A 25,466-nucleotide genomic window follows, 5' to 3' on the forward strand; every position below is an offset into this window, starting at 1 on the left:
TTAATATCAAAGGTGGGTCTTACAGATTAAGAGAAAAAGTAAAAGCTGGCATACAGCCAGCTAAGATACGCTAATATTAGGGAATTTGTTTCCGTTGAAATTAGGGAATTTTAAACCGTTATTGACATTCTTCTATTAATTCGTTTATTATTGTGCTTCCTCTTGCTCCTCAAAACGATTTTCTTTTACAAATAGCAAACCAAGCTCATGATGAGTATTATTATAAAGCGCTTTTTGCTCAAACCTAACTTCTCCATTAACATCAAGCACTTCCATTTTACAAAAAGCGGCATTACGTTGCAGAGCCGTATAAAATTCTACACCTTTTCCTAAAGGTATCCCATTCACCTTAGATATGACTTCGCCAACTTGTAAGTTCATTTGATCTGCAGGTGAACCGGGGAGAATTCCAAGAATAACAAGTCCATTATTTCGTTCATTAAAATAGGCAGGCTTATTTTTACCTCGATGAAGAAGTAAAATACCAGCTCGTCCAAGAATCACTAGGATGATCGCAACTAATGCAATCCATCTATTACTCGAAAGGTAACTCACTAGACCAATTAAGACCGTTGCTCCCCCGAGAAGAGCAACCTGCCTCCCATTACTCTTCATCTCTGGAAAGGGTAATGCATGGTGTATAAGCTTTCGAAAGCCAATAGGAAACGGCAATAAGATAAAGGCATAGGTGCCAGCACCAAAATCAAGAAGAGGCCACCATGTAAATGATTCAACCTGACCGACTGGAAGGAAGAGGAATAGTGGTAAAAGCCATAGTCTTTGGACTTCATGGGCCCCCACTAACTTTCCACGTTTACTTTCTACGAGTCTTGGTGACGTCTGTTTTCCAGCATTCATCGTAATGAATAACCCTTCCATGAATACTAGAAAGCCAACTAAAATAGCGAGCGCAATCGGCGATGCATTCCCGATCCCCTCTTGCATCGTATTGAGAGTATCGTTACCGAAATCGATTGGAGTATAAAAAAACGTTGTTAGTGTAGGTAAGATGAACACAAAAGCAGGTGATAAAAAACGAATTTGTCCTGTTACTAAAAGCAAAAATGCTCCGAGACTCATTGCTACGGTGGTACTGAAAGGAATCGTTAAACCAAGCAAAAGATTAAGTATCAGAAAAGCGGCTCCCATCAATAATCCAGGTATGATAGCAAATGGAACATCGTCCAAAACATCATGTACTCTTGTGTGAAAATCTCTTCTATCACGTTTTACTCGTGAAAGACCGAGCATAAATGCTCCAATAATCGTAATATACGTGAGGGGATGAAGGAAAAAACTAATAATTCCCTTAAGTATTGAAAGGCCAATAGTGTCCATTTTATATTCCTCCATGCTTCTTAGCAGTTACTAAATGTCTGGCTATGTTATATGAATGTTCTGCTCATTTTTGTCATGAGAGAATTATCGAAAATACCCTAACATTGCCAAATAATCATGAGACAACCATTCTAGTTTACCTCATTTTAAAAATGTCTTCTATTTGTTCAATGTGCATATCATGGTCAAAAAAATTCCGCAGGATTTCCTGCGGAATAGCTTCGACATCAACAGTTCATTTCCTTCTTGGAATTATTTAGCAAGTAGCTCGACCGCTGTCTTAAGCTGCACATCGTTATCAGGATTACGAATGGAATCAATAATTTTTTCCTGAAGTTTCTGCGCCGTTTTTTCATCTATTTTCCCAGTAATATTTATATCATTCGAACGTTGGAAAGCTTTTACTGCTGTAACTGTTTTATCACTAAAATATCCGTCTTTGCGTCCCGGTTCAAAACCAAGGCCTTTGAGCATGATTTGCGCAGACTCTACCTGCTCGCTGTTCTGATCAAATTCTAACGTCTTTTCAGTAGATAATGGATTTACGTAGAAGTAATCAGGCTGCTTCGCTTCAACCGTTGGCTCAATTCCTTCTTTATGAATCCAGTTGCCATCTGGTGTTAACCATTTAAACATTGTCAGTTTAATATTACTGCCATCTCCAAGATCTAGCGTTGATTGAACCGTTCCTTTACCAAATGACGTTTCACCGACCAAATCATAATCGCCTGCTTCTTTAAGCGCTCCGGCAAGAATTTCTGCAGCAGAAGCACTACCGCGATCAATAAGACCTACGACAGGATAATCTTTTTTCTCTTCAAGAGTAGAAACAGAACGCTGCTTCTCTCCTTCACGATCTTCAATTTGAACGTAAGGTTTGTCATTAGGAATCAGTTCTTCCGCCATATCCGAAACAACATTTAACAGGCCTCCTGGATTATTACGAACGTCAAGTACCAAACCATCAATGCCCTGTTTTTCTAATTTCTTCAACTCTTCTGAGAAGCTTTTAGCTGTATCCTCTGAGAATGAGGTGATTTGCAAGACACCGATTGTTTTTCCGTTTTCTTCTACCGTACTTGCACGCACCGTTTCAATAGGAATCTCATCACGAGTCACTTCTACCTTCATTGTCTCTGAAGCTCCCGGGCGTTGAACGCCGAGCGTGACAACCGTGCCTTTCTCCCCACGAATCTTTAATACAGCATCATACAAATCAAGTCCCTCTGTGCTTTCACCGTCGATCGTCATGATTTTATCATTCGGACGAAGACCTGCTTTCTCAGCAGGTGAATCTTTATAAGGTGACACAATCGTTACTCTTCCGTCAGTCATATTAACTTCCGCCCCAATCCCCTCAAAGGAAGAACCAAGGGATTGGCTAAATTGCTCAGCTGTTTCAGGGTCCATATAGACTGAATAGGGATCTTCAAGAGTATCTACCATTCCTTTAATAGCTCCATCTAACAACTCTTTTTGATCGATATCATTTACATAGCGATCCTGGATTAATTCATAAGCTTTGTTAATTTTCGTTAGCTCTTCTGTCTCTATTTCATTACCAGAACCAAGAGTTAAAGATTGAGTGCTCCCTTCAGGCTCGTCCTGTAATAAAGTGAAAGCCGCGTATGTACCACCTGAACCGATTACGAGGGCAATCACGACAAGTAAAGCGACAACTTTCCCCTGTATCTTCATTGTACTCACCTCTTCTAATTTGAAGGAAAAGGCACCCCATCATAACGATGCGATGCCTTTTCATCTTATTGTACTATATGATTCAGTTGTTTTCATTATGTTTCCATCTCAAATTGTGAGGGGGAAAGCCCGTTGAAGCGAGGCTCATCTAATTATCGAATGTAATTCATTGGGTCAACAGCATTGGACTTACTAGAGTTCCATGAACCTTTGTGAATTTCAAAATGTAAATGTTGTCCAGTTGAATGACCAGTATTCCCCATTGTACCGAGGTATGTTCCTTGACTTACTGACTGACCTGTAGAAACTGCGCGATTTTGCATATGAGCATACACTGTTGTGTACATTTGACCATTGATACTATGCGTCAAGAATACTACATTACCGTATGAATCTGAATGATAGGATCTCAATACTGTTCCATCTGCAGCAGCTGATACTGGGTTTTGACCACCTTGAGCAATATCAATTCCTGCGTGGAACGTTCCCCAGCGGCGGCCTAATCCAGATGTAATTGGACCAGCAGCAGGCTTAATGAATGTTGCGTTACTAGAAGGCGCTGGTGCTGGCTCAGGAGTTGGCGCTGGTGCTGAATTTGAACTGCTTGAACTATTTGAACTGCTAGACTTGCTTGAGCTTGCCGCTGCTTCCTTTTTCGCTTGTGCTTCAGCTTCAGCTTTTTCTTTTGCCGCTTTAGCTGCGGCTTTACGCTCTTCTTCAGCTTTACGAGCTGCTTCTTCAGCACGCTTGATCTCTTGCTTTACTGCTTTTTCTTGAGCAGCTAAAAGTTCAGCAGTTTCATTTAAGTCCATCATATGGTTATGAAGATCGCCTTCTTCTTCTTCAAGGGACTTCATTAGCTTATCTTTTTGTGCTTTTTTAGAATCAAGCTCTTTTTTAAGATCTTCAAGCTCTGCTTTATTCTCTTCAAGAGAGGCAAGTTTATCTTCTACTTGAGCTTTCTTTTCTTCTACTGCCTGCTTGTCCGCTTTATGCTCTTCAAGAATCTTTTTGTCCTGATCTGCGATTGTGTTAAGAGCAAGAACGCGTTCTACTAGATCACCAAAATCAGTAGCACCAAGTAAAACTTCCATGTAATCAACTGTTCCGCCGCCGTTTTGTTGCATTGAGCGAATGCGATCTTTCAATAACTTATCACGCTCAGCAATACGGTCTTCTAAAGCGCTAATCTCTTCTTTCAACTGATCGATTTCAGCATTTGTATCTTTAATTTCTTTCTCTTTCACTGAAATCTTCTCATCCGTTTCAGCTACTTCTTTATTTAACTGTTCAATTTCTGCTCGTACATCTTCTTGCTCTGCTTTCACGTCCGCAAGTTCAGATTCCTTTTGCTCAAGCTCTTCCTGGTTTGAAGACTGCTTTTCTTTGACATTATTAAGTTGATCATCAAGATTTGCGGCTTCAGTCGTTTGTGGAAGTGCTGCAGTTGTTAGTCCGCTTAAACCTAGAGTCAATGTTAGAGCCGTTGCTAATATTTTACGCTTCAATCTTTGTTCCTCCCCCAAAATAGATGAATCTATTTATCTCTTAATTTTCATTTTAAACTTTTAAGAATTTACGCATTGATGTAAGACTTCCCCATACTCCGATAATCACACCAAGGATAATTAACAGTCCTGATAACTGATAAACAAACGGTGTTACCGGTAGTAAATCGATGAATAAAGTTGGGAAACGATTTGCTATTAACTCAATTAAATAATAATAGCCGTAGATTAGAATACCAATTGGGATAATCGAGCCGAAAATTCCAATTAGGATACCTTCTACTAGGAATGGCCATCGAATGAACCAGTTCGTTGCTCCCACTAGCTTCATAATTTCAATCTCATGACTTCTGGCAACAATTGTTAGTTTAATAGTATTAGAAATGAGGAACATGGCTGTAAATAGTAATCCAACCACAAGGGCCAGTCCAACATTTCGTGCGATCTCAAGAACTTTAAATAGTCGGTTCACCGTATCTTCTGCAAACTCAACGTCTTGTACATTGTCTAGTTGCTCAATCTCTTTAGCAACTGCCGTTACATTCTGAGGATCTTTGGTTTTGATCAGGAAAGCGTCACTTAAAGGGTTTTCTTCTCTTAATGACTCGAACACTTCACCTTCATCCCCAAGATTATCAATTAAATTATCCAATCCTTCTTCTTTAGATTGATAAGTAACAGATTCCACTTCAGAAATGTTCTCGATCCTGGACTTAAGTTCATCTTGCTGTTCTTGCTGCGCCGTTAAATCAATAAATGCGCTGATTTCAACATCACTTTCAAGTTGATCACCAAAAGCATTTAAATTAAGAAGCAATGCGAGACAAACGCCGACTAAAAGTAGTGTAACGGTAACCGCAGAAATCGAAGCGAAGGTCATCCAGCCATTTCGACCAAGATTTTTGAAACCTTCTTTTCCGTGGCGACCAAACGTTTTAATTTTCATACCCGTACTCACCTCTTGCTTCATCACGGGTAACTATACCGCCATCAATTGCAATAACACGTTTTCTGAATGTATTCACAATATCCTTATTATGGGTTGCCATAATAACAGTTGTACCGCGATTGTTGATTTGATCTAATAAATCCATAATGCCCCATGCTGTTTCTGGATCCAGATTCCCGGTAGGCTCATCTGTTAGCAGAATGTGAGGGTTATTGACGATCGCTCTTGCTATTGAAACCCTCTGCTGTTCCCCACCAGAAAGTTCGTCTGGTAAGAACCTTGCTTTGTTTTTCAAATTAACGAGACTTAACGTTTCCATTACTCGCTTGCGCGTATTTGCTTTACTTTCCTCGATGACTTCAAGAGCAAAAGCGACGTTCTCATAAACAGTTAATCTTGGCAAAAGTTTAAAGTCCTGAAAAACAACGCCGATTTCGCGACGTAGCTTAGGAATGTACTTATTCTTCAATTTGCCAACATCTTTTCCATTAATTATGATTTTTCCACTTGTAGGCTTTTCTTCCCGATACATCATTCTCATAAATGTTGACTTACCGGCGCCACTTGGTCCTACTATGTAGACAAATTCACCTTTATCAATTGAAATATCGATACCGTTTATGGCTTTGATTCCATTGTCATATGTTTTCCAAACATCTTTCATTTCGATCAAACTGTACCACTTCCTACTTGCTTAAATTCTCGATGCAAATTCTTAGGAGTTAGTTTTTTATTGGTGTTTTATTTTTGATTAGTTCCTTTACATCTGAAGATATTATAACAAACAAATTCGCTATTTTAAGACAAATTTTTATTACATTTTTATTTCAAGACCCTCTCAATCTGACATCTTCTGCAATAATGCATTAATAGTCAATAGATTATTACACAATTATCTATGCTTAACTTTGTCCAGAAGGGAAATATAGAGATACACTCTCTCTTTAGTAATATTACATCCTTCTTTTTCCAGGTACACAATCATAAATAGGACAATAAAAAAAGCACTATTCAGTGCTTCTTCTCTACCTATTTCATATCAGCTAGCCAGCTAGCTACATTTTCTTCCACTTCCGTATCTCCACGTAAAATATTACCAGGCATTTGCCCTGTCCCGTTTTGAATGACAGAGAGAATCTCGTCTTTCGATAAACGTGAGCCAACATTTGAAAGTTGTGGCCCTACTTTCCCTTCAAGGTTGTCTCCATGACAGCTTAAGCAATTCGTTTGATATGTAGCCTCTGCGGCATTAGCATCATATTCACCAGAAGCTTGGCCACCATTCTCATTTTCTGAGTTACTTTCTTTTGAAGAGCCGTCATTCGTGCTATTTTCATTATTACTTGCACCACATGCAGCTAAACTAAAAATCAGAACAACTACAAACAGAAACCCTATCCACTTTTTCATTACCTTCACTCCTCATATACTGCCACCCATAGGACAAAGTAAAAACCTCACCTATAATGGAGCTCACTTTCATTTACTATAGCCGGCTTACTCTCTTTTAAAACCTTCTCCCAGCACTTCAGTGGCGTTGGATACAATCACAAATGCTGAAGGATCAACACCCTTCACGAGCTCTTTTAGCTTTGTAACCTCATTTTGCGCAACAACGACCATTAAGATGGGACGCTTATCATTGGTGTATCCACCCTGACCTGAAATTCTTGTCACACCTCGATCTATTACAGTGATGATCCCTTCACGCAGCTCTTCTTCTTTATCTGAAATAATAAGCGCCATTTTCGAGTAGCCCAATCCTAGTTGAACAACATCAATTGTTTTACCTGTTAGATACATTGCAATAAGGGCATAAAGTGCTTCTTCAAGGCTGAAAACAAACGCTGAAGCAACGACAATTAAGCCATCAATCATAAATACACACGTTCCGAGCGAAACTCCTGTATACTTGTTCACAATTTGTGCAGCAAGGTCTGTACCTCCAGTAGAGGCTTTTCCTCTGAATACAATTCCAAGGCCAATCCCCACTCCAAGACCACCGAAAAGCGCACCTAATAACGGATCTGTTGTCGCTGGTTCTACGTTTTCTGTCAATTTTACGACAAAAGGTAAGAAAAGAGTTCCAACCAAGGTTTTCGGACCATACTTTTTCCCCAAAAAGATTAAACCACTTATAAACAATGGAATATTAAAAGCCCACTGGACATATGCTGGTTTCCAATCAAAGACTCCTTTTGTAATAGTACTGATCCCGCTTACACCACCAGAAGCAATGCTGTTAGGGAGTAGGAAAAGGTTAAAGGCAATCGCCACAAGGGCTGATCCCACCATAACGCTTAAATATTCCAGTATCTTATGTGCTGGTGAAACCTTTCTAGCTGTAAATTTCGCTAACGTCGCTATCATAACTGCATTCACTCACTTACCTCTATGATTTAAGTCACTGCTCATTTCTAAGCAAAAGCCTTCAGTAGTATATCATCGGGCATATGGGGTGTAAACCGCATTGTAGCAGCGCGTTATCAAGTTGAAGCACTTCTTTCTCCTTTTATACTTTGCCCCATTTATGACAGAAACATGAAGAAACAATTGGTGATCGCAAAGGATAAATGACCGAAAAGTCAACAACGTAAATGAACATAGCCATTATAGAAAAAAGCCCACCTGATTATACAGGTAGGCTTGAAGTTAGTTTTAATCATTTAAACGAGAGCGGAGAAACGCATCAATAAATGGATCGAGATCGCCATCCATGACAGATTGAGTGTTCCCAACTTCCATATTTGTACGATGATCTTTTACCATACTATACGGATGGAAAACATAAGATCGAATTTGACTACCCCAGCCAATTTCTTTCTGCTCTCCTCGGATCTCATCTAGCTCTGCTTCTTGTTCTTCAATTTTCAACTGATATAGCTTTGCTTTCAACATTTTCATTGCCTGTTCTCGGTTTTTAATCTGAGAACGTTCTCCCTGACAACTCACGACTACTTTTGTAGGAAGGTGAGTGATTCGAACGGCAGAGTCAGTCGTATTAATGTGCTGACCACCAGCCCCACTCGCACGATACGTATCGATCTTCAAATCTTCTGTGCGAATGTCAATCTCAATTTCATCATTAAACTCAGGCATAACTTCGCAAGAAACAAAAGAAGTATGACGTCTGCCACTTGAGTCAAATGGTGAGATACGAACAAGACGGTGGACGCCCTTTTCTGCTTTTAAATACCCATAAGCATTATGACCTTTAAAGTTCAGCGTAACACTTTTCACACCAGCTTCATCACCTGGGAGGTAATCAAGCGTTTCAACTTTAAATCCTTTTTTCTCACCATAACGCGTATACATTCTAAGAAGCATCGATGCCCAGTCTTGTGACTCTGTACCACCAGCACCTGGGTGAAGTTCAAGAATCGCATTATTTTTATCATGTTCTTCGCTTAGAAGAAGCGTAAGTTCAAATTGATTGACTGCTTTTTTCAGATCTTTAATTTCTACTTCAAGATCTTCAAATAACTCCTGATCGTTTTCTTCTTTCACAAGTTCATAAGAAACTTCCAGGTTCTCATATTCTTCTTGAAGAGAATCGAACTCATTAACAGCTTCTTTTAGAGAGTTTGATTCATTGATCACTTTTTGAGCGGCATTTTGATCATTCCAGAAATCTGGATCAGTCATTTGAATGTCTAATTCATCGATACGCGCTCTTTTATTTTCGAGGTCAAAGAGACCCCCTAAAATCGTTTAATCGTGTTTCAATTGTATTTAATTCGTTGCGAATTTCATGCATTTCCATAGTTTGCACCTCTACATCATTATTTTACTTCGATTCTGGCTATATTGATGATCCAAAAATCGAAAGATCTACTATCAAAAACTTTCACACCTTTGATGGTTAGTACTTCAAGCAGACTTTTAGGGACAGCAAACCCACCAATACTCGTTGACTAACCTACATTTGGAGGTGGGGGTACTGTCCCTAAAGTACGGGAATAGCAAATGCTTACGACACCTGCTCGATTTTATTCAGCTTTGCCGTGACAGTTTTTATATTTTTTACCGCTGCCGCAAGGACAAGGATCATTTCGTCCAATATCCTGCTTTTTCTTAACAGGTTTTGGCTTCGAGCTTGCTTCTTCTTTTGGATTAACGGCTTTGCCTTCCGCTACTTTTTCTCGCTTTAGATTACTTTCAATCTGAGCTTTCATAATATAAGTAGAGACTTCTTCTTCTATCTCTGTAACCATGTCTTCGAACATTTCAAATCCTTCAAATTGATACTCACGCAAAGGATCATTTTGTCCGTAAGCGCGCAAGTGAATTCCCTGACGTAGCTGATCCATTGCATCAATGTGATCCATCCATTTACGATCAACACTGCGCAGAAGAATAACTTTTTCGAATTCACGCATGCGTTCCGGTTCGAATGCAGCTTCTTTTTCATCGTAATTTATTTTCATTTTCTCAACAAGAAGTTCTACGATTTCTTCCTTATCAAGACCTTTGATATCTTTCACTGTTACCTGGCCTTCTTGAAGGAAGATACCTTTCGCGTGATCAATAATCGCTTGATGATCCCATTCTTCTTGAATATCCTCATCACCTGTATGAGCATCAACGATACGTGTAATAACAGAAGTGAGCATCGTTTCGACAATTTCACGTAAATTATCTGATTCAAGTACTTCTGCACGTTGAGCATAAATGATCTCGCGCTGTTGTCGCATCACATCATCATATTGAAGAAGCTGCTTACGAGCATCATAGTTATTACCCTCGACGCGTTTTTGTGCTGATTCCACTGCTCTGGAGACAAGCTTCGATTCAATCGGCTGATCCTCTTCCATCCCGAGACGGTTCATCATGTTCATCATATTATCCGAGCCAAACCTTCTCATTAGCTCATCTTCCATAGAAATATAGAACCTTGATTCACCTGGATCACCTTGACGTCCTGAACGTCCGCGAAGCTGGTTATCTATTCTTCTACTTTCATGACGTTCCGTACCTAAGATAAAGAGGCCTCCAAGATCAAGTACACCTGTGCCTAATTTAATATCTGTACCACGTCCAGCCATGTTTGTCGCGATCGTTACCGCACCTTTTTGACCAGCTGATTCAATAATTTCCGCTTCACGAGCATGGTTTTTGGCATTTAGTATATTGTGAGGAATTCCGCGTTTCTTTAGGAATTGCGAAATCAACTCAGATGTTTCTACCGCAACTGTACCAACGAGGATGGGTTGTCCATTCTTATGACGCTCTTCAATTTCTCTAGAAAGTGCCTGGAATTTACCGTTAGTGGATTTATAAACGAGATCAGGATAGTCCATACGAGCAATTGGCTTATTCGTAGGAATCGCAATAACATTCATATTGTAGATATTCCGGAATTCTTCTTCCTCGGTTTTCGCTGTACCTGTCATACCAGAAAGCTTTTCATACATTCTAAAATAGTTTTGGAATGTAATCGTAGCTAGCGTCATGCTTTCACGCTGGATAACAAGACCTTCCTTCGCTTCAATCGCTTGATGAAGTCCATCGCTATAGCGACGTCCAGCCATTAAACGTCCAGTAAATGAATCAACGATCACAACTTCCTCATCCTGAACAACATAGTCCATATCGAGTTGCATGATAAAATTGGCTTTCATTGCCTGATTAATATGGTGGTTTAGTTGAACATGTTTGTAATCATATAAATTCTCAATAGCGAAGAATTTTTCTGCTTTCGTAATCCCATCTTCCGTTAATTGGACGTTCTTTGTTTTGATATCAACGTTATAGTCGTCTTCTTCTTTTAGTGTTCTAACAAATTGGTTCGCTTGAATGTATAAAGTAGTCGACTTCTCAGCACTCCCAGAAATAATAAGGGGTGTTCTTGCTTCGTCAATTAACACTGAGTCAACTTCATCAATGATGGCATAATGAAGAGGGCGTTGAACCATTTCTTCTTTATATAAGACCATGTTGTCACGCAAATAATCGAAACCAAATTCATTGTTTGTTCCATACGTAATATCCGCAGCATAAGCTTCGGCTTTTTCTTCTTTTGACAGTCCGCTAATGTTTAGTCCAACTGTTAAACCGAGATAGTGGTAAAGCTCTCCCATTTCTTCAGCGTCACGCTTCGCCAGGTATTCGTTGACCGTAATAACGTGTACACCTTTGCCAGTTAAGGCATTAAGATAAACAGGCATTGTGGCACTAAGGGTTTTACCTTCACCTGTTTTCATTTCAGCAATATTTCCTTCATGAAGAGACGCCGCTCCCATAATTTGTACTGGAAATGGGCGCATACCAAGAACGCGTTCAGATGCTTCGCGAACGGTAGCGTACACTTCTGGTAACATTTTGTCTAAATCTTCACCTTTTTGAATCCGTTCTTTGTATTCTTCCGTTTTGTTACGGAGCTGATCATCAGATAACTTCTTCATTTCATCTGAAAAAGTCTCTACTTGATCTGCAATCTTCTGTAAGCGACTAACCTGACGTTCATTGCCATTGGGTATGATTTTTCGTAATAAACCTTTCATCAAAACGCTCCTCTTTTGTTGTCAGTAGAGTGCTATCATATATCTAACTAAACTAAGAATTTTTTATACTATGTAGTTATTTTAACAATTAGTTGCTAGAGGCACAAGAAAGTAAAAAACCATGCTACTAACAACTATATTAATGTAGATAAAAAAATAAACCTCAGCACATATTTAAAGGGCAGGGGTGATCACCCCTGCCCTTGTTCATTTATTCGTTAATCTTGCTCGATCAGTCCGTATTTCCCATCTTTACGACGATAAACAACGCCTGTGCTTCCTGTAACAGCGTTTGAGAAAACGAAAAAGCTGTGTCCAAGCATGTCCATCTGAAGAATCGCTTCTTCAACGTCCATCGGCTTGAATGTAAAACGCTTTGTTTTCACTACTTGTAGATCGTCATCCTCATCCATATCAGCTTCAGCAACACTTGTTGTTGTAGGGTTTAATTCATCGCGGAACATATATTTAACGCTACCTTCCTGACGGAATTTGCGATTAACTTTTGTTTTATGCTTGCGAATTTGTCGTTCAAGCTTCTCAACAACTAAATCAATTGCTGCATACATATCCTGATGCTCTTCTTCTGCTCGAAGTAGAAGGTTTGGCATAGGGATGGTTACTTCAATCATTTGTTGATCGTTATAGACCTTCATGTTTACATGAACATCAGTATTAGGTGGAGTATCGAAATACCTTTCAAGTTTACTTACCTTCTTCTCAGTATATTCTCTCATTGCAGGTGTAACTTTAATGTTTTCACCACGGATGTTGAAATTCATCATGTGGCACTCCTCCTTCCATGCTATAACTATATTATTCGTTATACCCCCTCTATTACCCTCTATAAACTTTAAAAAATCACAAATATTTTTACGCTTTTTTCACAAAACGCTCTAAATTCCGACAATTTCTAACAAATACATACATATAAGGGCGTACCCTCCTATTATATAACCCGATCAATAAGCTTAATTAAAAAACATCAGTATAAACTAAAATAGTTTTAAAAATAAAAAGCCCCTATCTAATGATAGGAGCTTTAAGCGATTAATTTAATTTAAGAAACTTTTTCTACGTTAGCAGCCTGTGGTCCACGAGCTCCATCAACAATCTCAAATTCAACTGTTTGGCCTTCTTCAAGGGACTTGAATCCTTCCCCACTGATTGCTGAAAAATGAACGAATACGTCGTCGCCATCTTCTCTTTCAATAAAGCCAAATCCTTTTTCGTTGTTAAACCATTTTACTTTTCCCTGCATCTTGTTCAACATTCCCTTCAAAAATCTTCATGGCAGTGCCATATATTTATTATACGTTTATATTTACACACTGGCAAAGGGGTGTTTTTGTTGATATAACTCGAATGAAGGCGTTTTCTTAAAAATTTTTCGACAATACCTTATCCCCTACTTAATGTAAGGGAATAAACTTCAGATACACCTGCATTTCTTAGGGTGAGCGCTGCATAGTGAATAGTTGTTCCCGTGGTATATAGATCGTCTAATAGGAGTATCTTTTTTCCATTTAGTGCAGATCCTTCTGTTACGCGAAACATGTCTTCTGTACGATTCATTCTTTTTTCACGTGACAATTTACTTTGCTTTTCTTCGTTTTTGATCCGGATTAGTGGTGACTCTTGTTCAAAGGATGTCCCTTCAATCCAAACCTCACATTGATTAAAGCCTCTCTCATAGAGTCTTTCCTTACTAGTTGGCATTGGAATGACTTGATCGATAAAGGAATAAGATTTCTTTAACTCTTTTTGAATCAAATGTGAGAATGCTCTTCCTACTTCAACATCCCCTCTAAATTTATAAAGAGCAAGCGTGTTTTTCAAAAAAGCATTGTATTCATAAAACGACTTATTATGGATAAGAACTTTTCCCCATCCTTTTTCCTCCCACTTTCTACAATCAGAGCAGAACTGATTTTCTACAAATTTACTAGCAAGTTTATTTAGAGGCCGCCCACACTTCCGACATAAGTCTCCCTCAATTAGCACAAGCTGCTTTCGGCAAAGCTCACAACAATCCGGGTCACTTTTTATTCCGACCAACCAGCTCCAGGATACATTTTGACTGACATCTTCCCCACACATAGGACAACGATTTAATTGAGCCAACCTTTCTCCCTCGCTTCAACATTCATTTTCTTAATATGTTTTATAGCCTCTAACATGGCATTTGTTTTACCATAATGAAAAAAGCGAACATCTCCATCTGGGAATCTCTTACTTCTTCCAGCTCTTCCGGCAATTTGCACCAGGGCACTCTCTGTAAATACCTCATCCTCTGCTCCAAGCACGGCTACTGATATATTTTCAATCGTAATGCCTCTCTCAAGAATAGTCGAGGAGAGGAGAATAGGGATTTCTTTATTTCGAAAACGGAGGACTTTTTCGGCTCGATTTTCATCTTCAGAATGAACAGATTCACATCGAAAGTGATTTTTTTCAAATATATCTTTTGTTTGATTAATAATTTTTATAGACGGAAGAAATAAAAGGACGGGCTTTCGCTCAGATGCTTGTTTCTTTATCCATTCAATTAATATAGGAGGAAGATGACCTTTATTTATTTTCTTTCTCCAATTGCCACTCCAATGACAAGTTGGAATAGGCAGTGGGAAACCATGGTACCTTGAGGGAATCCGTACGATTTGGAGATTTTCTTTCTTCAAAATCAACGGCGAAGGTGTTGCTGTTAAATAAATGAGGGAGCTGCCTTGCTTTCTCGCTTTCTCAACGTTGTATTGAAGAGAAGAATCCACACTATATGGAAACGCATCTACTTCATCAATGATCATGACATCAAAGTAATTCTTAAAACGAATCATTTGATGCGTCGTAGAAACAACAAAATGAGAATGAGGATCGGAATGACCTGCATATAGGGGAGAAATCACAAGACTAGGGAAGACCTTTTGTAGGCGTGGAGCTAATTCTAGTACAACATCTGTACGTGGCGTAGCAATACATACAGACTTTTGATTGGTGAGGGCATGAGCTAATCCATTAAATAACACTTCTGTTTTACCACTACCACAAACAGCCCATACAAGGAGAGTAAGATTATGTTGAATAGCCCTGACAACAGCATTAGAAGCTTCCTTTTGACCATTCGACAATGTGCCAGACCACTCTAAAACAGCTTTATCTACATTTTTTGGTACCCACTTGGATATGGAATATAGTGGAGAACAAAATGTTACCTTTCCCATTCTGATACACTTTCTACAATATTTACAGTTCTTACTATGGCAGCGCGAGCACGCGAAAAATGAAAATGACTCAGTACTTCCACACCTCATACAAGTTGCTTTTCCATCAATGCTTTGAATACCAGGTTCAAAATGAAGATAGCCATTTAAATAGTGTTCATGAAGTTCAAGAAATGAGAAAGGGATTTCATCGATTAATAAATGCCTTCCATATAAAAACTTCATAAGTTGAACATTCGGATGAAAATCGGGATTTTGCGGTTGATTGGGAATCGAGTTGTACATACCAATCGGAGCGAAATTGAGGGAGTAAGAAGGTTGATTGAGCAATTCAGGTATAAATACTTGCTGGTTATTTAACACATAGGAAGCAAACCTCATGGATTTGCTTCCTTTTCGATTTTAACGATCATACACGATACCAGCCGAGTCCAAGAGAACCTTCACCGAGGTGTGTAGCAATAACTGGTCCGAAATAACTCAATATAATGCTTACGTTCGAGTATTTTCCTTCTAATTCAGCTTTCAAAAGCTCTGCTTCTTCTTTATTCGTTGCATAGATGACAGTTGCTTTAATGATATCTCCGCCTTTTGCAGCGTCATCAAATAGCGTCATCAGTTTATTTAATGCTTTTTTTCGAGTTCTAATTTTTTCATATGGAACAATTTTTTTATCTTCAAAAGTTAGTACAGGTTTTATTTGAAGAAGGTTTCCGACTACAAGCTGTGCAGCATTCAACCTACCACCTCGATGTAAATGGCTAAGATCATCCACAAGGAAATAGGCATTCGTCCCTTGACTTTTTATCTTATGAAGACGATTTAATATTTCTTTACTTTTAAAACCATCTTGCGCCATTTGTGCTGCTTCTAAAACATAAAAACCCTGCATCATGCAACTGATCTCTGAATCAAAAACATGAACGTCTGCGCCTTCAATCATTCCTCCAGCTGAATTAGCTGACTGATAGGTACCACTGATACCGCTGGAAAGAGTAATCGTAATAATTTCATCATGAGTACGAGCTAATGTTTCATATGCTTCGACAAAACTTCCTATAGAAGGCTGAGAAGTTTTAGGAAGCTCATCTTCTTTTTTTACTTTTTCAAAAAAATCCTCTGCCTGTATTTCTCTTTCTTCTAAATAGGATTCATTACCGAATATTACGCTAAGCGGAACCATCGTCACTTCGTATTCATCTAACATTGATTCAGGTATATAAGCCGTACTATCTGTTACAATAGCAACTGTCTTCATATTAACGCCTCTCTTCAATCTATTAAGTACTTCATACGATTTACGTTAAAAACCAGTCAAGTTAATGATAGAGCATTTTAGGCTTTGTGCCAACAAAAGCTTATAATATTTTTCACATAATTTGTCAACCATTTCTCCCCATATTTTTTAATGTAAATGTCGTAAAATGAAACTTTTAGTAAATTAGGCAGGTATTCTGTTACATAATTGTAATGTTATATTCATCCTCCTGTTATCTCAATCATGTAAACTAGCAATCGTGATAGAGAAAATAAAAGGTTTTAACTTATAAATCAGGGGGAATTATAATATGTTTAAGAAAGTCGTGATCACTACTACACTCGCAGGTACTCTTTTATTAGCACCAAACGTAAGTGAAGCAGCACTAGGCGACCGTACCCTATACAATGGCATGAGCAACTCTGACGTAACTCAACTACAAAATGAACTCGATAATAAAGGCTATTTTGATTACCATAAAGCAACTGGATATTTCGGAAATATTACTGAAGATGGCGTTCGCGACTTCCAACGTAGCGCAGGCATTAGCGTAGACGGTGTTGTAGGGCCACAAACAGTTAACGCACTAAAAGGTTCAACTTCATCTAAATCAAGCAGCTCTTCTAATACATACAGCAGCACACTTCGTCACGGTGATCGTGGACAAAGTGTAACAAATCTACAAAGTCAGCTTAAATCAAAAGGCTACTACAACTATTCCGTTGACGGCATTTATGGATCCATTACACAACAAGCAGTACGTAACTTCCAAAGTGCAAATGGTCTTAGCGTAGATGGTATTGCAGGATCAAACACATTTGCAGCACTTAATGGTTCTTCTGTAAGCTCATCTTCTTCATCTCAGGTAAAGAGTGCATCAACATCTAACTCTTCTGTCGTATCTATTGCTAAGCAATACATCGGTGTACCATATGTTTGGGCTGGAACTACACCATCTGGTTTTGACTGCAGCGGCTACCTACAATACGTATTCAACAAAGCTGGTAAATCCATCCCACGTACTGTAGCTAGCATCTGGAACGCAACAGACAAAGTTTCTTCACCTTCTGTTGGAGATCTTGTATTCTTTGAAACTTATAAATCTGGCCCATCTCACGCTGGTATTTATATCGGTAACGGTCAGTTCATTCACTCTTCTTCTTCATACGGAGTAACAATCAGTGACATGGATAACTCTTACTGGTCTCCACGTTACCTTGGTGCAAAGCGCGCATAATGGTACAAAAAATAGCCTCCAAAATTGGAGGCTATTTTTTTGTCTTCATTTTGTTTTCTCTCTACCTTTACGTCTCATAACAAGTAGACCCAAAGAAAAAAGGCGCGCCTCAGCGCACCTTAACCCATCCTTTTTTAATTGCTTCTACAACCGCTTGAGTACGGTCGTTTACATTCATTTTTTGCAAGATATTTGAAACGTGATTTTTTACCGTTTTTTCACTAATATAAAGATCTTCACCTATAGAGCGATTACTTTTTCCATCTGTTAGCAGTTGAAGTACTTCGCATTCTCGACGCGTCAAAATATGAAGTGGTTTACGATATTCAACTTCTTTGTAACCAATTTGAGTTGATGGTCTTTTACCTTCCGTAGCAAGACGACGATATTCATTCACAAGATTATGCGTTACTTTAGGATGAATATAAGCTCCACCAGATGCAACAACTTTAACAGCCTCAACAAGAGAGTTTGCATCCATTTCTTTCAATAGATACCCTGCTGCCCCTGTTTTCACTGCGTGCGTGACATATGTTTCGTCATCATGAATTGATAAAATAATGACTTTTGTCTCCGGTACTTGTTCAATAAGCTGTCTTGTTGCTTCTACGCCATTCACATGCGGCATATTAATATCCATTAAGACCACGTCAGGTTTATTTTCTTCGACAAGACGAAGTGCTTCATCCCCATCATCACCTTCAGCGATCACCTCAAAATCATCTTCCATGTCTAAAATCCGTTTAACTCCCTCGCGAAACAAGCGATGGTCATCTATTATTATAATTTTCGTTTTGGTTTTAGCTGCATACATTTCTTACACGCCCTCCTGTTCATGAATCGGGATTCTTATCAATATATATGTACCCTTGTTCGGCGTTGATTGAACCTGAATTGTTCCATTTAATAAACCGACACGCTCTTTCATTCCAATCAATCCAAAAGATTGATCTTTACGAACGTTCACATCAAAGCCAATTCCATTATCTTCAATGGTTACCACAATCTTATCACCATCAAGATTCAGGTCAACACTTATTTCAGTTGCATCAGCATGCTTTAGCGCATTTTGCACTGCTTCTTGTACAAGTCGAAAGATCGCTGCCTCAAGCCGAACGTGAAGTCGTTGAATCCCTTCAAAATAATCGAAAGATATCGTTGCCTCTGAGCGATCATCCACTTTATTTAAATACTTTAATAATGTAGGCACTAGACCTAGATCATCCAAAGCCATTGGACGAAGATCATAAATAAGTCGCCTAACTTCTTTTAATGCATCCTCAATTAAGGATCTCATATCCTTTATTTCCTTGAATGCTTCATCTTTTCCCTTTTTCTCATAAATTCGTTCAATTAATTGTGACCTTAATAACACATTCGCAAGAACTTGGGCCGGACCATCATGAATTTCTCTTGAGAGACGCTTTCTCTCTTCTTCCTGTGCTTCAATAATTTTAAGACCATACTCTTGTTTTCTTCTAGCGTCTTCGATGACCTCACCGTAGAGTCTTAGTTCTCCTCCAAGATAACTAAGTACTGTTGAGATTTGACTCATAAAAGACTCGGCTTTATCCGACGTAATTTGAAGGGAAGAAATCCGCTGTTCTAGATCTGCGATCTGGTCTTTAAGGCGAGATTCCTTCTCCATACTAACAGACAGCTTAATTTGGGCGTCTGAAGCCTTCTCATAAGCGTTTCTAATCTCCGGCTCTCCATAGTCTTGAAAGTTCTTACTAATCTTTACAAGCTCAGCTCGAGCGATTCTGTCCATATGAAGCCTTTCTTGCCTGAGACCCTGAACGGTCTCTAATTCTTCTTTTAATAATTGAAGTTGATTATTGATCTGCTGACATTCGTCATGAGACAGCTCTCCAATTTCGAACAATTTTGATTTACTTGTGTTAATACTCTCCATTGTCCTGTCAAGAATGACATCTAATGAATTTGGATCAAGCTTTTGAAAATCCAAGCTAACCCCTCCATTCCTTCAAGGGACGGACACTAAGAAAAGATAGTCCAAAAGTACTTCTTTTACAAAATTCGTATCTGACCGTCTTTTTATGACTTGAGGATATATATTTGATGGATTAATTTAAGAAACTTATAATAAGAAAGACACTAACCGGACTTATTACTTTCCCTCATAAATCACAATCTTTAATTATGTACTATTCGATGGTAAGAAACAAATCCCTTTCATTCTAAAGAATGTTCAATGATTATCTTGGAGGTTAACCAAATGCTTACTTCATATTATACAGTCAAAGGTGATGGAAAAAACGAAATCACTATACAAAAATCACGATTTATTGCACATGTAAAAAGAACCCCAACCGAAGAAGAAGCGCAAGAATTCATCCAATCGATCAAAAAAGAGCATGCAAGTGCTACGCACAATTGCTCAGCTTACTTAATTGGAGAACAAGATCTTATTCAAAAAGCTAACGACGATGGTGAACCATCGGGTACGGCAGGTGTGCCGATGCTTGAAGTGTTAAAAAAACGAAAGCTAAAAGATACTACGGTAGTTGTTACCCGCTACTTTGGTGGAATTAAACTAGGCGCAGGCGGTTTAATTCGCGCTTACGGTCAATCGGTTTCAGAAGGACTGAATGCGACTGGAATCGTTGAGCGAAGACTAATGGTAAAAATGACAACAGAAATTGATTATTCTTTATTAGGTAAAGTCGAAAATGAAATTCGTTCATCGAATTACTTATTAGATCAGATTGATTACATGGAGAATGTACAAGTTCAAACTCTTATCCAAAGCGGATTAGAAGAGCAGTTTACCGAATGGATAACGAATATTACAAGTGGACAGGCGAAAATCCTTTCAAATGGACAACTCTATAAAGAATATGATGTCTAAAAAGATTACTTATTAATTCTAAAGGGTATTGGTAATTAAATGTACCTCTATTATTCAACATGAAAGTCCATTATTCGGGAAAGATAGTAATACCATGAGTGATTTCGAAAGGATGCACGCTAAGAAACCTCTTGCAATACACACTTATTTTGATATGATATGAAAGGAATGAATTACTATTCCTCAGTTAGAGGGGGATTTTATTGTATTCGTTAACAGAGTATATCATAGCGTTTATCATCTCTATAACCGTCGCTATCATTGCTACACCAATTGTTAAATATGCATCACTTAAATTTAAAATAGCTGATAAACCAAATCAACGGAAAGTTCATAAAGGGCTTATGCCTTCAGCTGGCGGACTTGCTATTTTTGCAGGTACTGTCGCAGGCTTTTTATATCTTAGTCCTTATTCACCGTATATGCCAGAAATTATTATCGCTGGAACACTCATTATTGTTTTAGGCGTTTTTGATGATAAACTGGCTGTTTCACCGAAAGTTAAACTTGTTGGACAAATTATTGCAGCTATTATTGTTGCCTCATCGGGACTTCAGGTTGAATTCGTTTCACTTCCATTCGTAGGTAGAATTGAGTTCGGGTTTATGAGCTTTTTTATTACAGTATTGTGGATTGTTGGGGTAACGAATTCCATTAATTTAATCGACGGTCTAGATGGATTAGCTGCAGGTGTATCCACTATTGCTTTAGGTTCTATTCTAACAATGGCCATTCTTGACCATCAACTTGTAGTCATTGCACTAGCCGTGATTTTAATAGGTAGTACTCTTGGCTTCCTTATCTTCAACTTTCACCCTGCAAGCATCTTCATGGGAGATACCGGAGCTCTTTTTCTTGGGTTTGCCATCTCAGTAATGTCCATGCTAGGATTATTCAAAAGTGTGACGGTGTTTAGTTTGATCATTCCTGTCATCATTCTTGCAGTCCCCATTTTTGACACATTCTTTGCTATTATTAGACGGATATTAAGAAAGCAAAAAATCTCAACGCCTGATAAATTTCACATTCATCATTGTTTACTAGCTATTGGATTTTCTCACCAATCAACCGTGATCATTATTTACCTTCTCAGCTTTTTCTTTGGAATTACTGCCATTCTATTCTCAGCCTCTACGCTGTGGGGATCACTTTTCTTGCTTATCTTATTGCTTGTTGTGATTCAGTTTACGGCAGAACTCATTGGTTTAATTGGTAATCAGCGGAAACCTTTAATCAATACATTAAAAAAACTACTTGTTTTTACAAGTACAATGAAACGTTAAAAAGCATCCATAATCGGATGCTTTTTTTTATTTATTTAGTTGAATTTAAAGTGGCATTTAGTTGCTGACTGAGTGAAGCTACACTTTCTTCGTCTGGTTTAAAATAATACACGTTGTTAATTCTTTCATCCGAACCATCAATTGTAAGGCTTTCAATATCAGAGGACCTTACACCAGAATAAGCTTTTTGAAGAGCAAATAATTCAGTTGGCTTCAAGTTCGTTTCGATGTTATTTCCAATGTGCTGAGCAATATCGTCCAACTTTAGCAAACCTGATGCTGTAGAAACTTCGTCCATCGCAGCTTTTATTACTTGCTTCTGTCGATCACTTCGACCGAAATCACCGCGAGGATCATCCTTACGCATTCGTGCATAAGCTAGTGCCTCTGTTCCATCGAGGTTCATTGGGCCTTCTGTGAACGTTGCTCTCCCACCTGGTACATCCGTATGCGCAACGAAATCGAATGGGACGTCCACCGTTATACCGCCGATTTCATCGATCACATCTTTAAATCCTTCAAAGTTCACTTTCACATAATAATCAATTGGAATATTCAAGAAATTCTCTACAGTGTTAATCGTCATTTCTGTTCCACCATAAGCGTGAGCATGAGTAATTTTATCCTCAATCCCTTTACCAACAACCTCTACTCTCGAATCTCTAGGAATGCTTAGTAATTTAACTTTTTTTGAATCTGGATCAACTGTCGCTACCATTAGCGTATCAGTCCGCCCATTATCGCCACCCGTAGAATAATCCTCTATTCCCATGATTAATATCGAAATCGGATCCTTCGTTACTGCAACCTCCGCATCACGAAGGGCTGATTTTTCTCCGCGAGATAATCCCTGATAGGAGCCAGATGCTGCATCATAGGCATTATAGGCAAGATAAGCACCATAACCAATAAGGACAAGAACGATCAACAGTACAAACGTTAACAGTCTGCGAAATAAACTTTTCTTTCGCCTTCTTTTTATTCTTGATTGCTTTTTCATTAAAATTCCCCGCTTCTTTCAAGCTTCTCCAATTTCACCGCTATCTTGTTAATATAGCATGGTAAAATTCAAGCAGTTTTTTTTCCTCGCAAGACCAATTGTACGTGTTTTCAAAGGCTCTTCTGGCATTTTCACCGAGCTCTTTTGTTTTACTCGGGGAACTAAGAAGTTGATTGATTTTCATAGCTATATCTTTAGGATCTTCAGGATTAATAACTAAGCCACCCTGACTATTCTCGATTACTTTCGCATAGTGCGAGAAATTTGATGCGATAATAGCATTACTAGCAGCCATATATTCAAATAACTTGTTAGGAAGGGCAACAAGATGGTTGGGGTATGGTAGATATGGAAGAACCCCAATGGCAGAACGTTCGACATATGCCGATATCTGTTCGTATGGTACCCTGCTGATGAACGTAACATTCAGATCAATACCCAGCTTATTAATAAGTTGATCTACTTCATCTTTAAATGCAGTCGATTCAAAACTACCAAGAAAGAGTAATTTCGCATCAGGAGCTTTTTTCACAACTTCTCCAAAACCTTCAAGCAGCTGCAATACGCCCCTAATTTTCGTGATTCCCCCCAAATAGATAAGTTGGTTTTTATTTTTTTCTTTAGAGGCTTCTGGAAACATTTGTTTGAGAGGATAATTTTCAATCTTACACCCATTATAGCGGCGATAACGACGACCAATTTCTTCTGTTGTATAAATCACACCGCTTATTTTCATTAATGCCAATTTTTCAATGCCTACATAGGCGTATTTCATAGGGACTTTCACTAAAGAAGGAATATATTCCCTCCCCATGATTGTATTCGGGTAATGCTCGTGCACATCATAAATAACAGGCTTTTTAAGAAACACCTCGATCATAACCCCTACAATCATAAGCTCAGGATCGTGAAAGTGATAAAGATCCGCCTTTGTCTTTTTCGCAAGTTTATACAAATGAAAAGTTGATTTAAGACGCTCCTTTACGCCTGAAGGACGCTTAAAGGTAATGAGAGGGATTTCTTCTGATTCAGCCACCTCAGGCTCTGGAGCAATTAACACAACGTCATAGCCTGCTCTTTTTAAGCTTTTGCATTGCTTATGATAAATACGTCCATCATAAGGAGAATGAATAGACGTGATGACACACACTTTTTTCATTGCGACCAACCTTTTACATTGTCCTGAGTAGATTCCAATAAGTGAGCCAGGTTCTTGGATAGCTCCTGACGATTATATTTTAACAACATTTTACTTCGTACATCTTTCTCTAATAACTCCATAATTTTCGGATTAGAAGTAGCTTCTAACACAACGTTCGCAAGCGACTCAGCATTTTCTGGTTCAAAAAAGAGGCCAGCATTTAAACTTTTGACAATTTCTTTTGACTCTCCACCAATCCCTAATAGGATCGGTTTATTCATAGCCAGACAATCAAATAATTTTGAAGGAATAGTGATTTCAAACAGCGGATGGTTCTTTAAAATAACAAGACATAAGTCAGCAGCCGCATAAAATCCATTCAATTCCTGTTTAGCTCGGCTGTCGAGGATCAGAACATTCTGGAGACCTTTATCCTTTTGATACTGTTGTAAGCGTTCTTTCTCAGCCCCTTCACCAATAAGAACAAAGGTAATCGAAGAGACATCTTTCAGAACATTTGCCGCTTCAAGTACAGTTCTCAAGCCTTGAGCAATGCCCATGTTACCCGCATATAAAATAATGAACTTATTCTCCAAACCGTGCTCAGCACGAATCCTCACTCCCTCTTCAGGTACTAGGACTCCTGTCTCAGTTGGATTAACACCGTTAGTAATCACATCGATTTTATTTTCAGGGATACCCTTTTCAATAAGATATTGTTTGTACCCATGCGTAACTACAACAATATGATCAGCTTGCTTAAAAAGAAACCATTCTAATTTCCGAGCCAGCGTTAATAATTTTTTATTATTAATTTGATTTAAAACTTCTGCAAAATCCACCCATAAATCTCGAACTTCAATCACGAATTTGGCACGTTTCAGTTTACTTATTACATAACCGGAAAGCCCAACAAAAAGTTGAGGGGTAGTAGCAAAGACGACGTCAGGTTTTTTAGCAAATAATCCGGCTATGATAGAGGTTGTCATAAATGAAAAGTAATTCAGCATTCTTCTGAGCTTGCTCTTTTTTGTATCTTGTACGACAAAAGTACGAATAACATTTAAACCAAGATGCTTGCTCCATTGAAATATTTTTTTGGAAGAAACATGATTAGGAAATGATGTAACTACTGTTACATCGCAGCCTTCTTCTACCAAATTCATTGACATATCATAGGCGCGCGCCTGAGCTGCACCTATCTCGGGCGGGAAATGTTGAGATATATATAAAATCTTCATAATGAATCCTTTCCCTCTTCACCAGAATACGACATAAAAACACTTCTTTCATTATACTTCGTTATGATTCGAAAGAAAAGTTGATTGAGGAATGGATCAGAAGTGTAAACAAAAATTTACACTCAGTTCATAATTTCTATTGTTAAATTGTGCCATCCACTATTGTTGCTAACAACAATAGCTATTTACGAGTAGAACAGGACGACATACAAAAAGC

At 38.5% G+C, this 25,466-nt stretch carries 22 protein-coding genes; 3 read left to right on the plus strand and 19 right to left on the minus strand.

Annotated features, from left to right (window positions below; translation table 11 throughout):
- Window positions 1-147: 147 nt before the first annotated feature.
- The 14 genes from ABVF21_RS04850 to ABVF21_RS04915 form a co-directional block, all read right to left on the minus strand.
- Complete coding sequence (locus ABVF21_RS04850; RefSeq protein WP_303535162.1) at window positions 148-1,338, minus strand: PDZ domain-containing protein; 1,191 nt, start codon at window positions 1,336-1,338, stop codon at window positions 148-150.
- A gap of 252 nt (window positions 1,339-1,590) precedes the next feature.
- Window positions 1,591-3,030, minus strand: coding sequence for a S41 family peptidase (locus ABVF21_RS04855; protein WP_371017945.1), 1,440 nt, complete (start codon window positions 3,028-3,030; stop codon window positions 1,591-1,593).
- Window positions 3,031-3,188: 158 nt separating this feature from the next.
- On the minus strand, window positions 3,189-4,544 hold the full coding sequence (locus ABVF21_RS04860; RefSeq protein WP_371017596.1) for a murein hydrolase activator EnvC family protein: 1,356 nt from the start codon (window positions 4,542-4,544) through the stop codon (window positions 3,189-3,191).
- A gap of 52 nt (window positions 4,545-4,596) precedes the next feature.
- On the minus strand, window positions 4,597-5,490 hold the full coding sequence (ftsX, locus tag ABVF21_RS04865) for a permease-like cell division protein FtsX (RefSeq protein WP_303534044.1): 894 nt from the start codon (window positions 5,488-5,490) through the stop codon (window positions 4,597-4,599).
- Window positions 5,480-6,166: a cell division ATP-binding protein FtsE gene (gene ftsE, locus ABVF21_RS04870; RefSeq protein ID WP_303534047.1), complete on the minus strand. Its 687-nt coding sequence runs from the start codon at window positions 6,164-6,166 to the stop codon at window positions 5,480-5,482. Before ftsE ends, ftsX begins: the two co-directional genes overlap by 11 nt.
- Window positions 6,167-6,522: 356 nt before the next feature.
- Window positions 6,523-6,903 (minus strand): c-type cytochrome, encoded by a 381-nt coding sequence (locus ABVF21_RS04875; RefSeq protein WP_371017597.1) that lies wholly within the window; start codon window positions 6,901-6,903, stop codon window positions 6,523-6,525.
- 87 nt (window positions 6,904-6,990) lie between these two features.
- Entirely contained in the window at window positions 6,991-7,863 is an 873-nt protein-coding gene (locus tag ABVF21_RS04880; RefSeq protein WP_303534350.1) for a YitT family protein, read from the minus strand.
- Window positions 7,864-8,151: 288 nt separating this feature from the next.
- Window positions 8,152-9,256, minus strand: a protein-coding gene (prfB, locus tag ABVF21_RS04885) for a peptide chain release factor 2 (protein WP_194218750.1) whose coding sequence is annotated in 2 segments (ribosomal slippage) — window positions 8,152-9,183 and window positions 9,185-9,256 — 1,104 coding nt in all. Because the reading frame shifts where the segments join, the coding sequence is not laid out codon by codon here.
- A gap of 226 nt (window positions 9,257-9,482) precedes the next feature.
- Window positions 9,483-11,996: a preprotein translocase subunit SecA gene (gene secA / locus ABVF21_RS04890; protein WP_303534055.1), complete on the minus strand. Its 2,514-nt coding sequence runs from the start codon at window positions 11,994-11,996 to the stop codon at window positions 9,483-9,485.
- A gap of 218 nt (window positions 11,997-12,214) precedes the next feature.
- Complete coding sequence (gene hpf / locus ABVF21_RS04895) at window positions 12,215-12,778, minus strand: ribosome hibernation-promoting factor, HPF/YfiA family (protein ID WP_194218748.1); 564 nt, start codon at window positions 12,776-12,778, stop codon at window positions 12,215-12,217.
- Between the two features lie 278 nt (window positions 12,779-13,056).
- A complete protein-coding gene (locus tag ABVF21_RS04900; RefSeq protein ID WP_194218747.1) occupies window positions 13,057-13,257 on the minus strand; it encodes a cold shock domain-containing protein in 201 nt (66 codons plus the stop codon).
- 140 nt (window positions 13,258-13,397) lie between these two features.
- Window positions 13,398-14,120, minus strand: coding sequence for a ComF family protein (locus ABVF21_RS04905; protein ID WP_371017598.1), 723 nt, complete (start codon window positions 14,118-14,120; stop codon window positions 13,398-13,400).
- Window positions 14,108-15,598: a DEAD/DEAH box helicase gene (locus tag ABVF21_RS04910; RefSeq protein ID WP_371017599.1), complete on the minus strand. Its 1,491-nt coding sequence runs from the start codon at window positions 15,596-15,598 to the stop codon at window positions 14,108-14,110. The genes ABVF21_RS04905 and ABVF21_RS04910 overlap by 13 nt, the downstream gene beginning before the upstream one ends.
- A gap of 28 nt (window positions 15,599-15,626) precedes the next feature.
- On the minus strand, window positions 15,627-16,475 hold the full coding sequence (locus ABVF21_RS04915; RefSeq protein ID WP_303534061.1) for a DegV family protein: 849 nt from the start codon (window positions 16,473-16,475) through the stop codon (window positions 15,627-15,629).
- A 310-nt stretch (window positions 16,476-16,785) separates the two neighbouring features.
- On the opposite strand from ABVF21_RS04915, the gene ABVF21_RS04920 reads away from it, so the two are divergent.
- Complete coding sequence (locus ABVF21_RS04920; RefSeq protein ID WP_303534063.1) at window positions 16,786-17,712, plus strand: peptidoglycan-binding protein; 927 nt, start codon at window positions 16,786-16,788, stop codon at window positions 17,710-17,712.
- Between the two features lie 109 nt (window positions 17,713-17,821).
- Here ABVF21_RS04920 and ABVF21_RS04925 read toward each other — a convergent pair whose 3' ends face one another.
- Window positions 17,822-18,526 (minus strand): response regulator, encoded by a 705-nt coding sequence (locus ABVF21_RS04925; RefSeq protein WP_159785070.1) that lies wholly within the window; start codon window positions 18,524-18,526, stop codon window positions 17,822-17,824.
- A 3-nt stretch (window positions 18,527-18,529) separates the two neighbouring features.
- Window positions 18,530-19,681 (minus strand): sensor histidine kinase, encoded by a 1,152-nt coding sequence (locus tag ABVF21_RS04930; RefSeq protein WP_371017600.1) that lies wholly within the window; start codon window positions 19,679-19,681, stop codon window positions 18,530-18,532.
- A gap of 270 nt (window positions 19,682-19,951) precedes the next feature.
- Between ABVF21_RS04930 and ABVF21_RS04935 the strand changes: the two genes are divergently transcribed.
- Together ABVF21_RS04935 and ABVF21_RS04940 are read left to right on the plus strand one after the other, a co-directional pair.
- The gene (locus tag ABVF21_RS04935; protein WP_371017601.1) at window positions 19,952-20,584 is read left to right on the plus strand and encodes a YigZ family protein; all 633 of its coding nucleotides are present in this window, start codon (window positions 19,952-19,954) and stop codon (window positions 20,582-20,584) included.
- 203 nt (window positions 20,585-20,787) lie between these two features.
- Entirely contained in the window at window positions 20,788-21,867 is a 1,080-nt protein-coding gene (locus ABVF21_RS04940; protein ID WP_303534072.1) for a glycosyltransferase family 4 protein, read from the plus strand.
- A gap of 31 nt (window positions 21,868-21,898) precedes the next feature.
- Here the strand turns inward: ABVF21_RS04940 and ABVF21_RS04945 are convergent, their stop codons facing one another.
- The 3 genes from ABVF21_RS04945 to ABVF21_RS04955 are packed head-to-tail and all read right to left on the minus strand — an operon-like array spanning window position 21,899 to window position 25,249.
- Complete coding sequence (locus ABVF21_RS04945) at window positions 21,899-22,867, minus strand: LCP family protein (RefSeq protein WP_303534075.1); 969 nt, start codon at window positions 22,865-22,867, stop codon at window positions 21,899-21,901.
- Between the two features lie 40 nt (window positions 22,868-22,907).
- Entirely contained in the window at window positions 22,908-24,026 is a 1,119-nt protein-coding gene (locus ABVF21_RS04950) for a glycosyltransferase family 4 protein (RefSeq protein WP_371017602.1), read from the minus strand.
- The gene (locus tag ABVF21_RS04955) at window positions 24,023-25,249 is read right to left on the minus strand and encodes a glycosyltransferase family 4 protein (RefSeq protein WP_371017603.1); all 1,227 of its coding nucleotides are present in this window, start codon (window positions 25,247-25,249) and stop codon (window positions 24,023-24,025) included. Before ABVF21_RS04955 ends, ABVF21_RS04950 begins: the two co-directional genes overlap by 4 nt.
- Between the last annotated feature and the right edge of the window lie 217 nt (window positions 25,250-25,466).

The sequence above is a fragment of the Pseudalkalibacillus sp. JSM 102089 genome (assembly GCF_041366475.1).
Lineage (GTDB): Bacteria > Bacillota > Bacilli > Bacillales > Guptibacillaceae > Guptibacillus > Guptibacillus hwajinpoensis_B.

Bases quoted from the DNA above. Each gene is read 5' to 3' on its own strand.
- ABVF21_RS04910 (WP_371017599.1), bottom strand. From the start codon at position 15,598: ATGAGGTTTGCTTCCTATGTGTTAAATAACCAGCAAGTATTTATACCT.
- ABVF21_RS04900 (WP_194218747.1), bottom strand. From the start codon at position 13,257: ATGCAGGGAAAAGTAAAATGGTTTAACAACGAAAAAGGATTTGGCTTT.
- ABVF21_RS04925 (WP_159785070.1), bottom strand. From the start codon at position 18,526: ATGTATGCAGCTAAAACCAAAACGAAAATTATAATAATAGATGACCAT.
- ABVF21_RS04850 (WP_303535162.1), bottom strand. From the start codon at position 1,338: ATGGACACTATTGGCCTTTCAATACTTAAGGGAATTATTAGTTTTTTC.
- ABVF21_RS04955 (WP_371017603.1), bottom strand. From the start codon at position 25,249: ATGAAGATTTTATATATATCTCAACATTTCCCGCCCGAGATAGGTGCA.
- ABVF21_RS04950 (WP_371017602.1), bottom strand. From the start codon at position 24,026: ATGAAAAAAGTGTGTGTCATCACGTCTATTCATTCTCCTTATGATGGA.
- secA (WP_303534055.1), bottom strand. From the start codon at position 11,996: ATGAAAGGTTTATTACGAAAAATCATACCCAATGGCAATGAACGTCAG.
- ABVF21_RS04875 (WP_371017597.1), bottom strand. From the start codon at position 6,903: ATGAAAAAGTGGATAGGGTTTCTGTTTGTAGTTGTTCTGATTTTTAGT.
- ABVF21_RS04880 (WP_303534350.1), bottom strand. From the start codon at position 7,863: ATGATAGCGACGTTAGCGAAATTTACAGCTAGAAAGGTTTCACCAGCA.
- ABVF21_RS04935 (WP_371017601.1), top strand. From the start codon at position 19,952: ATGCTTACTTCATATTATACAGTCAAAGGTGATGGAAAAAACGAAATC.
- hpf (WP_194218748.1), bottom strand. From the start codon at position 12,778: ATGAATTTCAACATCCGTGGTGAAAACATTAAAGTTACACCTGCAATG.
- ABVF21_RS04920 (WP_303534063.1), top strand. From the start codon at position 16,786: ATGTTTAAGAAAGTCGTGATCACTACTACACTCGCAGGTACTCTTTTA.
- ftsX (WP_303534044.1), bottom strand. From the start codon at position 5,490: ATGAAAATTAAAACGTTTGGTCGCCACGGAAAAGAAGGTTTCAAAAAT.
- ABVF21_RS04945 (WP_303534075.1), bottom strand. From the start codon at position 22,867: ATGAAAAAGCAATCAAGAATAAAAAGAAGGCGAAAGAAAAGTTTATTT.
- ABVF21_RS04915 (WP_303534061.1), bottom strand. From the start codon at position 16,475: ATGAAGACAGTTGCTATTGTAACAGATAGTACGGCTTATATACCTGAA.